The following is a 13,570-nucleotide window of genomic DNA, read 5'->3' as shown; positions in this document are numbered from 1 at the left end:
ACGCGGATAGTTTCGCGTTTCCCCCGACGGATTCGTCCAGTCGGCACGTCACTGTGCCTGTGTGAGTGGTCCTACGTGAACATGGCGCGTATTCGCGCTCGGCCGCTGGTCATGCCAGCGCCGGGCACGGGTATCGATTCCGATCCGCGAAAGAAGAAAATGGCTCTTGCCGCGCATCATTCGTCCGACACGCCGGAAAGACGCGTGGCCTCGCGCGGCGATCTCACCGCCTTCCTCATGCAGCTTGCCGATGGCATCGGCGCGGACAACTACATGCTCGTTTCCGTCACCCATTCGGGCGCGCGAAGCGATGCAAGGATCCTGGCTTCCAACTGGATCTTCGACGCGATCGAGCTCGTCGGCACGCGCCTCCTGGCGACCCTGGCCCAGAGCCCGTTCACCGCGGCGCCCGGCCACCGGCCCATGGCCATCGTCGCGTCCGAGGCACCCGCGCTGGCCGGGATCGACGGGGAGGAAGCGAAGCTCCTCGACGTGCTCGGCCACACCGAAATCTACTCCCTCAGGCTGGATGTCGGCCGCCAGCGTCTGTTCATGCTGTTCTCCGCGACGCAGAAGGGCAAGATCGATCATTCCGCGCTGACCAGGGCGCAACTGAAGACCTGCTACGTGCTGTCGCGAACGCCGCAGATCCTGGCCGGCAACGACATGCAGGATCCGCTTTCCGAACGCGAACGCGAGTGCCTGTTCTGGGTTTCGGAAGGCAAGACCACCGAAGAGATCGCCGTCATCCTCGGGGTCTCGGCCAACACCATCAACAGTTACATCACCCACGCCATGCAGAAATTGTCCGCCTCCAACCGGGCAATGGCCATAGCGACGGCTGTCAGGAGCGGGATCATTTGAGACACGCCGGCAATCTGAAGGCCGCGCAGGCCTTTCCGATCGAAAGCGACGCGGCCGCCGAGGACCCCTTCGGCGCCGGGCTTCAACTCACGGGCATCCAGGACGCCGCGCGCCGCTGCCGCAGGATCGCCATGGATATCGGCGCGGAAACCTTCGGCCTGTATTTCCTCGGGCCGTCTCCGGAGCGCGCGCGGCTGGTGCCGTGCTTCGATTCCGATTGTCCGGGCCTCGGCGGCGTGACCCGCATGCTTTCGGGCGCCAATGCCGAGGAGGTGGCGCGCCATGCGCGCATCTCGACCCAGCCGTGCTTCTGGGCCGACGAAGAAGGCCTCGCAGCGGCGTTCGACGACCTCACCTGGGCGCGGCGGGTCGCGCCGCTTGCGCCTGCCACATCGGGGATCGCCTTCCCTGTCCTCGCCGACCGCAACCAGTGCGGCCTGATGATCTTCTTCTCGCCGAAGGCCGTGCTGACCGACGACCTGCTGTGCGATGTCCACGCCCGCTGCTTTTCGCTGTTCGGCGCGGTGGTCCGCATCCGGCCTGGCGACGACCAGCGCATGCGCGCCATATCCAAGCGGGAGCTCGAATGCCTCAAACTCACCGCCAACGGTTATACGAGCGAGGAGATCGCGCGGCAGTTGCGGCTTTCGGTGCACACCGCCAACCAGTACCTCACCCAGACCGCCCAGAAACTCAATGCCGTCAGCCGCACGCAGGCGGTTGCCAAGGCGTTGCGCCTGGGTCTGATCGAATAGGCAGGGACGCCATCTCCGGGCCGCGCAGCCGCGCCGCTTCCAGCCCCTTTTCCAACGCAGCCGTGTTGCGGGCCGGGTCTTCGTCCGGCTTCTCGAACGACACGTAGTTCAGCACCACGCCGGCATCGTTTTCCGTCAACGTCAGCTGGAAATACACGGTGATGCCGTGCGGCCTCAGTTCGAGGTCGAGCACGATGCGCGGGCTTCCGCTCCAGTCCACATGCGCCTCGCCGCCATGGCCGAGCTTCAGCGTGCCGGGCAGGAAGAAAAGTTCCGACGCCGAATCGACCAGATCGGCCAGGCAGGCGAAATGCTCGAGCCGGATGAAGGCGATGTAGTCGGCGACGTCGATCAGCCGCAATTCCAGCACCACCGGCTCGATGGCGCGGGCGACGATGACCTCGCGGGAATATGCGTAAGGCTGTCGGTTCATGTCACCTGCTTGTGTTTGTGGCCGGTCTTGTCGGAATAGACGATCCGCACCAGTTCGGCGACCGCCTGGTAGAATTGCGACGGGATCACGCTATCAACCGAAACTTGCTTGTACATGGAGCGGGCGAGCGCCACGTCCTCGAAGACCGGGATGCCATGTTCCTGCGCGATCTCGCGGATTCTGAGTGCCACAAGGTCCTGTCCCTTGGCCAGCACGACCGGCGCCGAATCCTCCTCGCGCACATATTTCAGCGCGATGGAAAAATGCGTCGGGTTGGCGATGACCAGCGTGGCGCGGGGCACCGCCGTCATCATGCGCCGGCGGGCGCGGTCGCGCGCGACCGAACGGATGCGCGACTTCACGATCGGGTCGCCCTCCGACTGCTTGAGTTCGTCCTTCACCTCCTGCTTGCTCATGCGCATGTCCCAGCGCCAGCGCACGCGCGACCAGACCAGGTCCGCCGCTGCGATGGCGCCCATGACGAAGACGATGACCATCAGGATGTCGACGAGGATGGAACGGATGACCAGCCCGAACTCCAGCGGATTCGTGATCATTCCGGCCAGCAGCTTGCGGTGGTCTTCCGAAAGCGTGATGACCAGCACCACGACGACGAAGCCGAGCTTCGCAAGCGACTTCAGGAACTCGACCAGGCCCTGTGCGCCGAACAGCCGCTTCCAGCCCTGGGCGATCGAGATGCGCGAGGCCTGCGGCCGGATCCGCTCGCCCACGAATTGCGGCAGGTTCTGCAGCACCGAAGCGCCGATGCCGGCGACCATGAGCAGGACCAGCAGGCTGACGAGCGCGCGGCCGATCTCCATCATCACCACCCGGTAGAGGGTGATGACGTCGGCGGCCGTGTCCATCGGCCAGGCTTCCGGCTTTTCCATGAATACGGCCAGGAACATGGCGAGGCCGGAAAACGCATCCTTGGCGTAGAACAGGATGAAGACCAGGATCGACACGAAGGACGCGAAGATCGCGGCCTCCTTCGAATGGGGCAGCTTGCCCTTTTCGATGGTGTCGCGGACCTTCTTCTCGGTCGCTTCTTCTGTTTTGGAATCCTTGTCGGCGGTATCGGACAAGCTCCGGTATCCCGCTCAGTCAGGCCGCGTCGGCGTTCGGCGCGGCATCGCCGCCCTGCGCCGAAGGCAGCTCGAACAGCCCTTCGCGAGACAGCCGGATCGTGGTCGAAACCACCGATTTGCGCGCCTGCAGGATATCGGCGGGCAGGACGCCCTCGCTGCCCTGGTCCAGCTCGGATTCGATCATGCGCCGGGCGCGCGCGCCGATGGCCGACAGCACCGCTTCCGTGATCGCGGGGGTCGCGCCGCGCAGGGCCAGCGTGACGATGTCGGTCGCGATGCCGTCGAAGACCAGCACGCGCGCCTTCTGCGGAAGCAGGGGGAGATCCTCGAAATTGAAGATGCGCGCCTTCACGCCGTCCAGGTCCGGCGTGCCCGCCGCCTCGAGATCGCGCATGGTTTCGTCGAGCTGGGACTTGTCCATCTCGTTCAGCACGTCGGCCACCCGCATCTGGCCGGCGGAGGTGTCCTTGCTCGATTTCTCGGACAGCACCCGGCTGCGCAACTGGCCCTCGACGATCTCGGCGGCCTTCTCGGGTATGTCGCCCAGCGTGACCATGCGTTTCAGGATTTCGCTGCGCAGCGGCTTGTCCAGCGTGAGCAGCACTCTGGCGGTTGCCGGCGCCGCCAGCTTCGACAGGATCATCGCCGACGTCTGGGGATGCTCGCCGGTGAGGAAGCTTCCCAGCCGCTCCGGCTCCAGCCGCTCCAGATCCGGCCAGATCGGCCCGGGCCCGGGCGGCGGCGGTGCCGGCTGCTTGCCCTTCATGATGGCGTCGACCTCCTCCGGCGAGAGCGACTCGTTGAGGATCGTGTCGATCTTGTCGGCGGAATCGAGCAGGCCGGCGCCTTCGGTGAATTCGGCCTCGAACTCGGCGACGATGCGCTCTAGGTCCGCCTGGGGAATGGTCCGCAGCAGGCGCGCCGCTTCGATCAGCGCCTTCAGTTCCTCCTGCTTGAAGAACTTGAGCAGCCGGCTCGCCGAGGGCTTGCCCATCGCCACCAGAATGGCGGCCGCCTTCTGCGGGCGCGTCAGCGCCAGTTGCGTGATCACGTCGTCGTCCTCCGCCGCGGGAATGAACGGACCGCCCCCATGCTCAGGCGCTCTTCGCCTGCGCGATGATCTCGGTCAGCCGGATGCCGAAGCGCGAGGGATCGTTCTCCATCACCGTGATCTCGCCGCGGGCGATGCGGCGCCCGTTGACGACCACGTCGACCGGCTCGCCGATGCGGCGGTCCAGCGCGACCGTGGAGCCCTTTTCGAGCGCCATCAGTTCCGAAACCGGCATCTCGGCGCTGCCCAGCACGATCTGGACGTCGACGGGAATGTTCATGATCACGCCCGGATTGCCGGACTTCATGCTGCGGGCGTCGGCGTCCACGCGCCGCTCCTCGTCCTTCAGCACCCCGCGCAGTTCCTCGATGGCGCGATCGAGCTGTTCTTCCGGCGCCTGCGTGGCGGGCGCGGCTTCTTCCGGCGTGGTTTCGTTGTCGCTCATGCGTCGTCTCCAGCAATCCTTCCGCGCGGTATCATCCCGGCAGCAGTCCTTCGATCACATCCTGCCCGTCGTCGTGGGCGCGGTCGATGCGCACCGTGTAGTTCTGTCCGAGCTTGCCGAACTCGCAGACGAACAGCGCCTTGTCCCGCGCCATCAGCAGCGCGCGCGACCGCGCCGTCTCCTCGATCTCGATGACCTGCCCGGGCTTCAGGTCGGTGAGCGCGCCCAGCGTCAGCCGGGCCAGCGGCATGGTCGCCTCCAGCCGGACGGTCGAGCGCATGACTTCCTCGGAGAAGCGGGCGCGCCAGTCGGCACCGGTCGGCGCATCGGCTTCATTGCCCGCCGGACCGCTGCGCAGTGCGATCAGCACCCGTTGCGGCACCATCACCGTGACCGTGCCGGTATCGGCACGGGTCGAGATGCCGAAATCGATGCGGACCGATGCGCCGTCGCGAAGCACGCGCCGCCGCGCCTCGGCACCCGACAGCGTCCGCGCCAAAGGCAGCCGCAGTTCGAGCGAACGCTTGCCCGACCCGTTCAGGACCTGGGCGATTTCTTCGATGAGGAGCGTTGCGACATCGATCTCGACCGGCGAAAAATCGCGTTCGATCGGCGCTGTCGGCATCTCCGGATCGCCGCCGAACATGGCGCAGACCATCACCGCAACCGCCTGCGCGTCCACCACCACCGTCAGGGCGTCCGAGGACGTCGGCGAGGCGATGATGGCCATGGCGAAGTTCTCGCCGGCCTTCGCGCGCGCCGCGCTGGTGCGGTCCACTTCCACCGCCCGCAATTCGACCGTCACCGGCATGCCGTGTTCTTCGGCCAGCCTGCGCTGCAATGCCGGCAACGCCCGTTCGGCCATGGACCGGCCCGCCCCGATGACGAGCGAGGTCTCGCCGCTGTCGCCGATCAGGCGCTCGATCAGCGGCGAACGGCCGTTCGGCTGGCTTGCTGCACCGGTCATGGTCAAGATCGGCTCCCCTTCCGACGGTCCATGCTCAGGCAGCCTTCTTGTCCGGGGTCGCGGCGTTCATCGTGCTCTGCTCGACCGCGTCGATGGAGGGCCTGTCATGCGCGGAGATGGTCTTGCGGCCGAACTCGATGGCCACCTGCGGCAGGGAGCCGTTCATGTAGGCCAGCAGCGTCTGCTTCACGATCACATAGAGCCGGTTCTTCTTGTCGCGCACCGTCTTGATCTTGGTCGCGATCGGCCCGACCACCGCATAGGACAGGAAGATGCCGAGGAAGGTGCCGACCAGCGCGGCGCCGATCAGCCCGCCGAGGATTTCCGGCGACTGGTCGAGCGCGCCCATGGCCTTCACCACGCCCAGCACCGCCGCCACGATGCCCAGCGCAGGCAGGCCGTCGCCCACCGCCACCATCGCATGATAGGCCTTCATCTTGTCGGCGCGGATCGTCTGGATCTCCTCGTCCATCAGCGCCTCGATCTCATGCGAGCGCGCATTGCCGATGATGATGATGCGGCAATAGTCGCAGATGAAGTTGGTGAGGTCCTCGTTCTTCAGCACCGTCGGAAACGCCTGGAAGATCGGCGATTCTTCCGGATTGTCGATGTGGGCTTCCACCTCGCTGCGCGACTTCGAGCGCAGTTCGCGCATCAGCGAATGCAGCACGCCGAGGGTTTCGAGGTAATCCTGTTCCTTCGGAACAGCCTGCTTGAAGGCCTCGATTATGCCCTTGCCGGTGTCCTTCACCGTCTTCATGGGATTGGCGACCAGGAAGGTGCCGAGCGCCGCACCGCAGATCACCACCGCCTCCCATGGCTGCATCAGCACGTGCAGGTGCCCGCCCATGGCCATGAAGCCACCGAGCACGCAGCCGAGCGTCACCACCAGTCCGATCAGAATGCCCACAGGAAGTCCTTCCGCATGTCACCTCAGCCTGACGCAATATCCGGCGTGCCTTGTGTGAGGCTTGAATCGTTCGGCCCACGGGGCATCGGCGATTTGAAATGGACCAGGAGGATTCAGTTTCGCGCAAGGAACTTGACCTATCCTCGGACCGAATGCTTGGGCCCGGGGCGCGCCGATTATGCTGAACACCTATTTGAGCTACCAGCTCATCGCGAGAGATATTCCCAAATCGATCCAGCGCATCGAGCGGGAGCCGACGGTCGATCGGGAAACGAAATACTATCTCGACAACATCACCAAGGTGAAATCGATCGACGATTTCGTCAAGGACGACCGCCTCTTCAAATATGCCATGAAGGCGTTCGGCCTGAGCGACATGGACTATGCCAAGGCCTTCATGGTCAAGGCGCTGAAGGAAGGCGTCGCTGATCCGGACAGCTTCGCCAACAAGCTGACCGACAAGCGCTACGCCGAGTTCGTCAAGGCCTTCAATTTCAACAAGCTCGGCCAATCCGCGACGACCTACAACCCGGCACAGGACGACGTGACCTCGAACTACGCCCTCCAGGTCAAGCTCGGCGTCACGGGACCCGGCTTCGGCCTTGCCCAGACCGAGACCTCCTATTTCCTGGCCAATATCGGCAATGTGAAATCGATCGACGACCTGATGAATGATCCCCGCCTGCTCGACTACGCGTTGTCGGCTTTCGGGCTCGATCCGGACAAGGAAGCGCCGGACACCGTGCGGCAGATGCTGGAAGGCGGCGTCAGCGACCCGCAGAGCCCGGCCAACAAGCTTTACGACAAGCGCTATGCCGGATTTGTCGCCGCGTTCGACTTCGCCGCGAAGGGAGCCGGAACCACGGCACGTCCCGAAGTGCTCCAGGGGGTGCCGCAGAACTATATGGACCGGACCGGCCTCGTGCTGGTCAAGCCCGATGCGGACTACGTCAAATCCGAGACGAAATATTTCCAGGCCAATATCGGCAAGGTTAAGAACGTCGCCGCCCTGCTCGCCGACAACCGTCTGCTGACTTACGCCATGGCCGCCTACGGGCTCGATGCCTCGACGGAATCGACGAAGACGATCCGCCAGATGCTTGAAGGCGGCGTCAGCGATCCCCTGAGCCCCGCCAACAGGCTGGTGGACAAGCGCTACGCTGCTTTCGTCTCGGCCTTCGACTTCGCCCAGTATGGCGACCAGGCGACGCAGCGCGACAGCGTGCAGAAAGACACCGTGAATTTCTACACGGCCAAGTCGAGCCTCGGCCTCATCAAGCCCGATGACGCCTATATCGCCAATGAGACCGGCTATTATCTCGCTCATGTCCAGGACGTGAAGTCCATCGACGACCTGTTCGCGGACAAGCGGCTCTACAACTATGTGCTGTCGAGCTACGGGCTGGATCCGGCGAAGGAAGATCCCAAGCTGATCCGCTCCGTGCTGGAGGGCGGCATCCGCGACAAGAACAGCGTCGCCAACAAGCTGACCAACAAGGCCTATGCCGGCATCGCCGCCGCCTTCAATTTCGAGGCCTATGGCGAACAGGCCACGACCTACAATCCCACGCGGCAGGCGGTCGTCGACAAATACATGCGCCAGACGCTCGAAGAGGATGCGGGCCAGAGCAATGACGGGGTACGGCTGGCGCTCTACTTCCAGCGCAAGGCGCCGACATTGACCAACTGGTACGAGGTGCTGGCGGACAAGGCGCTGGCCAGCGTCGTGCGCACCGCCTTCGGCCTGCCCGATTCCTTCGCCTCCGCCGACATCGACAAGCAGGTCAAGCTGTTCGAGCAGAAGATGAACATCGCCGATCTCGCCGACCCCGCGAAGCTGGACAAGTTCATCACCCGTTTCACCAGCCTTTACGAGATCGACCACCCGACCTCCACCGCCATGAGCTCGGTCAGCGTGCTCTTCGCGCAGCCCACGACGATCGGTGTCTCCACCGACCTGCTGATGGCCATGCAGCAATTGAAATACTAGGGCATCTCCCCGAAGGACGGGCGCCGGCCTTCGGATCGGAACACGCTCTACATCTTTGTGTTTGTTCGAGTTTTCCATTCGAGGCTTGGCCTCGCCGCAAAATGCTCAGCCCGGTGACGGATAGCCATGCAGGACAGTCTCTACGTCTCCCTTTCCTCGCAGATCGCGCTGGAAAAGCGGCTCAACACCATCGCCGACAACGTCGCCAACGCCTCGACCGTGGGATTCCGCGCCACCGGCGTGAAGTTCGAGGACGTCGTTTCCGGTGCCGGCCAGAAGGCGGTTTCCTTCGCTTCGTCGGGCAAAACCTATCTTTCCGACGCCCACGGTTCGATGACGGAAACCGGGAACCCGTTCGACTTCGCCGTCCAGGGCGACGCATGGTTCGCGCTCGATACGCCGGGCGGCAAGGTCATGACGCGCGACGGCCGTTTCTCCATGGACCAGAACGGCCAGCTGATGTCGATCGAGGGCTATCCCGTGCTCGATGCCGGCGGCGCGCCGATCCAGCTCGACCCCAGGGGCGGGCCGCCCAAGGCGGGCGCCGACGGCTCTCTGCGCCAGGGCGAGCAGCAGGTCGGCGCCATCGGCCTGTACAAATTCGATCCCGGGCCGAACTTCGTGCGCTACGGCAATTCGGGCATCGTTCCCTCGCGCGAACCCGAACCCGTCACCGACCGGATTGACGTCGGCGTGGCGCAAGGCTTCCTCGAAGAGTCGAACGTCAACCCAGTGCTTGAGATGACCAGGCTGATCCAGGTGCAGCGCGCCTTCGAGAACGTCGCCGCACTCATGCGGCAGACCGAATCCACCACCGACGACGCCATCAAAACCCTCGGCTCCAAGTGACGCTCCCTCAAGTGACGGTCCCTCAAGCGGCTGCGCTCCAGCCGGCCGAACCACAAGCGGTGACGGCGCCCGGCCCGGGCGAAGACACCTCGGTGCGGGCCGCGGAGCGACAGCCCCTCGCCCGCGACCGGTTGGCGCTGCTGGAATCCGTCTGGCGGCGCTTCGATGGCGACAGCTCCGCATTGAAGCAAGGCGGCCGCATCGTGGAAGTTTCGGCAACGCACTATCAGGTGCGCGGCCTGTCCGGCACGGCCAGGCTGGGGGATCTCGTCGAGCACCGCACCCGTGCCGGCATGCGCCGGGGCGAAATCGTGCGCATCTGCAGCGAGCATGTCGTCGTCGCCCCCTTCGAGCACAGCGCCGACGCCGGCATCGGCGACGGCGTTTTCCGGCGCGGGCCGCTGGCGGTGACGCCGCATTTGTCTTGGCGGGGTCGGGCCATCGACGCCCTCGCCCGTCCCATCGACGGCGGGTCCCCGCTGATCCGCACCGCCGAACAGGCCCGTACCGCCACGCCTGCCGCTCTGTCGCGCCAGCGCGTCGATACGGCGTTCATGACCGGCGTGCGCGTCATCGACATCTTCACGCCGCTCTGCTTCGGTCAGCGTCTCGGCGTCTTCGCCGGCTCCGGCGTCGGCAAGTCGACGCTGCTCGCCATGCTGGCCGCCGCCGACGCCTTCGATACGGTGGTGGTGGCGCTGGTGGGCGAACGCGGCCGCGAGGTGCGCGAGTTTCTGGAAGACACGATCGGCGCGGCCGGCATGGCCAAGACCGTGGCCGTGGTGGCCACCAGCGACGAAAGCGCCATGATGCGCCGCCGCGCCCCGGACACGGCCATGCGCGTGGCCGAGCATTTCCGCGACGAGGGCCACCGCGTGCTGCTGGTGCTCGATTCCGTCACCCGCTTCGCCCATGCGCTGCGCGAGGTGGCGACCGGAACCGGAGAGCCACCGGTGGCGCGCGGCTATCCGGCGTCCGTCTTCACCGACCTGCCCAAGCTGCTCGAGCGCGCCGGGCCCGGCGCGGAAGGCACGGGCTCCATCACCGCCATCATCTCGGTTCTGGTGGACGGCGACGACCACAACGACCCCGTGGCCGATTCCGTGCGCGGCATCCTCGACGGCCACGTCGTGCTCGACCGCGCCATCGCCGAGCAGGGCCGCTATCCGCCCGTCAATCCGCTGTCCTCGATCTCGCGCCTGGCCGGCAAGGCCTGGACGCCGGAGCAGCAGGCGCTCGTGGCGAAGCTGAAATCGATGATCGCCCGCTTCGAGGACACGCGCGACATCCGGCTGCTCGGCGCCTACCAGGGCGGCGTCGACGCCGAACTCGACATGGCCGTGCGGCAGGTTCCCCTGATCTACGAAGCGCTGACACAGTCGCCGAAGGACGGGACTTCCGCCGACCCGTTCGCGTATCTCGCCCGCCATCTCAAGGTGAAGCAGAATGCCGAGGCCTGAAACCGAAATGCAGCGCACCGAGCAGATCCTGCGCGAGATGCTCGCGGAGGCGCAGAAGGCAGAGCAGGCCGAGTCCCTGCCCGTCCCGACCCGTCTGCAGCGGATGCGCAGCCTGGGCAGGCATTGGCGGCGAAGCAGGTCTCCCGCGACCGGGACCATCGAAAGCGACGACGCCTTGAAGCAGCTTTTCGCGCCCAGGGCGTCCGGCGGCGGGAATGGTCCGGCACTTCCGCGCGTCGTCGCGAAGCGGGACAAGGACAGCAGGCGCAGCGATCTCGTCATGGCCGCCCTCGGGGTGACGCTCGGCCTCACCTGCGCGCTGTTTCCCTGGTACATCTTCTTCAATCAGGAACAGTTCGGCGTCCAGGGCATCAGGTTCGGCGGAAAGGGCACGAATTCCGGCCGCTCCGCCCCTGGATCGGGACCCGGCAGCGACGCTCCGTCGCCTGTGGCCGCAACGGTGCCGGACGGCCTCGATCCGTTCGCGACGGGCGCCCTGCAGGATGCCCCGATGAGCCCCGCCGAAGCGCCCGGCCCGGACAAGCAGCCCTTTCCGGCGGATGCGGCGGCGTTCCGGCTGGTGCACATCGCCAATGGCCGCGCGATGATCGAGGATCAGGCGGGGCTGTGGGTCGTGCAGACCGGTTCGCGGCTGCCGGATTCCAGCCGCGTCGTCTCCATCGAGCAGCGCAAGGGGAAATGGGTCCTGGTCACCAGCAAGGACCGGGTGCTGGAGATCGCCCGGTAGGCATTCCCGCTCGGGCCGGCGCAAGGCCCGCGCAAGACTGACGGCCTAGTGTGCAGCCACCTGCCCGGAGCGCCGTCATGGAACCCGTCAATCTTTTCGACCTTGCCTCGAAGCAATCGCAATGGCTGGCCGTGCGCCAGTCGGCGGTGGCCGGCAACATCGCCAATGCCAACACGCCGGGCTACGTCGCGAACGACGTCGAGCCGTTCGAGAAGGTTCTGGACCGCACCGCCGTGCACATGAGCGCCACGCAGAGCGGTCATCTCGGCGGCGCGACGGAAGCCGCCTACACCGTCAAACCGCAGGAATTCACCGGCGCCATGATGCCGTCGAAGAACACGGTGGTGCTGGAGAACGAGTTGATGAAGGCCGGCGAGATCCGCCGCTCGTTCGAATTGAACACCGCGATCGTCAAGGCTTTCCACGCCATGATGCTCAGCGCCGTGAAGGGCTGAGACGGCCATGGACGCCCTGACAGCCGCCCTCAAGGTTGCAGCATCCGGCCTGAACGCCCAGTCCGAAAGACTGCGCGTGGTTTCGGAAAACATGGCCAACGCGCAATCGACCGGCACCGCTCCCGGCGCCGATCCCTATCGGCGCAAGACCATCAGCTTCGCCTCGGAACTCGACCGCGCCTCGGGCGGCTCGCTGGTGGAGGTCAACTCCATCGACCGCGACCCTTCGGCCTTCCCGGTCGAGTTCCAGCCCGGCAACGAGGCCGCCGACCAGAACGGCTACGTCAAGATGCCCAATGTCAACGTGCTGGTCGAAATGGCCGACATGACCGAGGCCAACCGCTCCTATCAGGCGAACCTCCAGGTCATCAAACAGGCCCGCGACCTGATTTCCATGACCATAGACCTGATGAGGAGCCAGTCATGATCGGCGGTATCGGTGCAATCAAGCTCAGGCCCGCTGTCGGCGACAGCGCGGCCAGCGACCTGATGCCGGGCGGAGCGGCGGCCACCGGCGGAGCCGCAGCCGGCACTCCGGCCACCTTCGCGGAGGCGCTGGGCCGCGCCGCGTCCAGGACGGTCGACACGCTCCACACCGCCGAGAGCATGTCCGTCCAGGCGCTGACCGGCGGAGCCGACACCCGTCAGGTCGTGGACGCGGTGATGGATGCCCAGCAGGCGCTGCAGACGACCATAGCCATCCGCGACAAGATCGTCAGCGCTTGGCTCGACGTCAGCCGCATGCAGATCTGAGGTCCGGCCAGTGAAAGCCCTAGCCATCGCCGCCACCGGCATGAACGCCCAGCAGACCAACCTGGAAGTCATCGCCAACAACATCGCCAACATCAACACCACGGGCTACAAGCGCGCCCGCGCCGAATTCTCCGACCTGCTCTACCAGGTCGACCGCACGCAAGGCGTGCCGAACCGCGCCAATGCCTCGATCGTGCCCGAAGGCGTAACCCTGGGCCTCGGCGTCAAGACCAGCGCGGTCCGCAACGTCCATATCCAGGGCGAACTGACCCAGACCGGAAACTCGTTCGACATGGCCCTGAACGGCAAGGGCTGGTTCCAGATCGAGGGCGCCGACGGCAGCACGCTTTATTCGCGCTCCGGCGCCTTCAACACCAACGCCACCGGGCAGCTCGTGACCGTGGACGGAGCGAACGTGGTTCCGAACATCACCGTGCCGGCCGACGCCGTCGAGGTCATCGTCAACAAGACCGGCCAGGTCTTCGCCCGCATCGAGGGTCAGACCGACCTTCAGCAACTCGGCCAGCTCACGCTCGCCACCTTCGCCAACGAGGCGGGGCTCGCGCCGCTCGGCGACAATCTCTTCCAGGAAACCACCGCATCCGGGCCCGCCAATGTCGGCGTCCCCGGCGATCCCGGCTACGCCACGATCGAGCAGGGCTATCTGGAGAATTCGAACGTCGATCCGGTCAAGGAAATCACCGAACTGATCTCGGCGCAGCGCGCCTACGAGATGAACTCGAAGGTCATCCAGGCCGCCGACGAGATGGCTGCGGTCGTTTCCAAGAACATCCGGTGACGA

Annotated in this window: 16 protein-coding genes; 10 read left to right on the top strand and 6 right to left on the bottom strand. The window is 65.6% G+C overall.

The window, feature by feature from the left end; all coding sequences use genetic code 11:
- The first annotated feature begins 159 nt into the window (after positions 1 to 159).
- Both QU595_RS21005 and QU595_RS21000 read left to right on the top strand, forming a co-directional pair.
- On the top strand, positions 160 to 864 hold the full coding sequence (locus tag QU595_RS21005) for a helix-turn-helix transcriptional regulator (RefSeq protein WP_315925500.1): 705 nt from the start codon (positions 160 to 162) through the stop codon (positions 862 to 864).
- Complete coding sequence (locus QU595_RS21000; RefSeq protein WP_315925498.1) at positions 861 to 1,619, top strand: helix-turn-helix transcriptional regulator; 759 nt, start codon at positions 861 to 863, stop codon at positions 1,617 to 1,619. Before QU595_RS21005 ends, QU595_RS21000 begins: the two co-directional genes overlap by 4 nt.
- On the opposite strand, the gene QU595_RS20995 is transcribed toward QU595_RS21000, so the two are convergent.
- Genes QU595_RS20995 through motA form a run of 6 tightly spaced genes read right to left on the bottom strand, consistent with a single transcriptional unit; the run spans position 1,567 to position 6,513 of the window.
- The gene (locus QU595_RS20995) at positions 1,567 to 2,052 is read right to left on the bottom strand and encodes a hypothetical protein (RefSeq protein ID WP_315925496.1); all 486 of its coding nucleotides are present in this window, start codon (positions 2,050 to 2,052) and stop codon (positions 1,567 to 1,569) included. The genes QU595_RS21000 and QU595_RS20995 overlap by 53 nt on opposite strands.
- Entirely contained in the window at positions 2,049 to 3,137 is a 1,089-nt protein-coding gene (gene flhB / locus QU595_RS20990; RefSeq protein ID WP_315925494.1) for a flagellar biosynthesis protein FlhB, read from the bottom strand. Before flhB ends, QU595_RS20995 begins: the two co-directional genes overlap by 4 nt.
- A gap of 19 nt (positions 3,138 to 3,156) precedes the next feature.
- Positions 3,157 to 4,191: a flagellar motor switch protein FliG gene (locus tag QU595_RS20985; RefSeq protein WP_410000533.1), complete on the bottom strand. Its 1,035-nt coding sequence runs from the start codon at positions 4,189 to 4,191 to the stop codon at positions 3,157 to 3,159.
- Positions 4,192 to 4,234: 43 nt separating this feature from the next.
- A complete protein-coding gene (fliN, locus tag QU595_RS20980; protein WP_315925492.1) occupies positions 4,235 to 4,636 on the bottom strand; it encodes a flagellar motor switch protein FliN in 402 nt (133 codons plus the stop codon).
- Between the two features lie 31 nt (positions 4,637 to 4,667).
- The gene (locus tag QU595_RS20975) at positions 4,668 to 5,603 is read right to left on the bottom strand and encodes a FliM/FliN family flagellar motor switch protein (protein ID WP_315925490.1); all 936 of its coding nucleotides are present in this window, start codon (positions 5,601 to 5,603) and stop codon (positions 4,668 to 4,670) included.
- A gap of 34 nt (positions 5,604 to 5,637) precedes the next feature.
- The gene (gene motA, locus QU595_RS20970; protein WP_315925488.1) at positions 5,638 to 6,513 is read right to left on the bottom strand and encodes a flagellar motor stator protein MotA; all 876 of its coding nucleotides are present in this window, start codon (positions 6,511 to 6,513) and stop codon (positions 5,638 to 5,640) included.
- A gap of 178 nt (positions 6,514 to 6,691) precedes the next feature.
- Here motA and QU595_RS20965 point away from each other — a divergent pair, with 178 nt between their 5' ends.
- The 8 genes from QU595_RS20965 (at position 6,692) to flgG (ending at position 13,567) form a co-directional block, all read left to right on the top strand.
- Positions 6,692 to 8,503, top strand: a complete 1,812-nt coding sequence (locus QU595_RS20965) for a DUF1217 domain-containing protein (protein ID WP_315925486.1) — start codon at positions 6,692 to 6,694, stop codon at positions 8,501 to 8,503.
- Positions 8,504 to 8,629: 126 nt separating this feature from the next.
- Positions 8,630 to 9,352 (top strand): flagellar basal-body rod protein FlgF, encoded by a 723-nt coding sequence (gene flgF / locus QU595_RS20960; protein WP_315925484.1) that lies wholly within the window; start codon positions 8,630 to 8,632, stop codon positions 9,350 to 9,352.
- Between the two features lie 92 nt (positions 9,353 to 9,444).
- Positions 9,445 to 10,812: a flagellar protein export ATPase FliI gene (gene fliI / locus QU595_RS20955; RefSeq protein WP_410000546.1), complete on the top strand. Its 1,368-nt coding sequence runs from the start codon at positions 9,445 to 9,447 to the stop codon at positions 10,810 to 10,812.
- Positions 10,799 to 11,560: a hypothetical protein gene (locus QU595_RS20950; protein ID WP_315925482.1), complete on the top strand. Its 762-nt coding sequence runs from the start codon at positions 10,799 to 10,801 to the stop codon at positions 11,558 to 11,560. Before fliI ends, QU595_RS20950 begins: the two co-directional genes overlap by 14 nt.
- 77 nt (positions 11,561 to 11,637) lie before the next feature.
- Positions 11,638 to 12,015, top strand: a complete 378-nt coding sequence (flgB, locus tag QU595_RS20945; protein WP_315925480.1) for a flagellar basal body rod protein FlgB — start codon at positions 11,638 to 11,640, stop codon at positions 12,013 to 12,015.
- A 7-nt stretch (positions 12,016 to 12,022) separates the two neighbouring features.
- Positions 12,023 to 12,442, top strand: coding sequence for a flagellar basal body rod protein FlgC (flgC, locus tag QU595_RS20940; protein ID WP_315925479.1), 420 nt, complete (start codon positions 12,023 to 12,025; stop codon positions 12,440 to 12,442).
- Positions 12,439 to 12,768, top strand: a complete 330-nt coding sequence (locus QU595_RS20935) for a flagellar hook-basal body complex protein FliE (RefSeq protein ID WP_315925477.1) — start codon at positions 12,439 to 12,441, stop codon at positions 12,766 to 12,768. Before flgC ends, QU595_RS20935 begins: the two co-directional genes overlap by 4 nt.
- 10 nt (positions 12,769 to 12,778) lie before the next feature.
- A complete protein-coding gene (flgG, locus tag QU595_RS20930; RefSeq protein ID WP_315925475.1) occupies positions 12,779 to 13,567 on the top strand; it encodes a flagellar basal-body rod protein FlgG in 789 nt (262 codons plus the stop codon).
- The last annotated feature ends 3 nt before the right edge of the window (positions 13,568 to 13,570 follow it).

Origin of the sequence: Mesorhizobium sp. SP-1A (genome assembly GCF_032460275.1) — a bacterium.
GTDB lineage: Bacteria > Pseudomonadota > Alphaproteobacteria > Rhizobiales > Rhizobiaceae > Mesorhizobium.
Note: the sequence above shows the minus strand (reverse complement) of the source record. Positions and strands in the feature narration are given on the sequence as shown.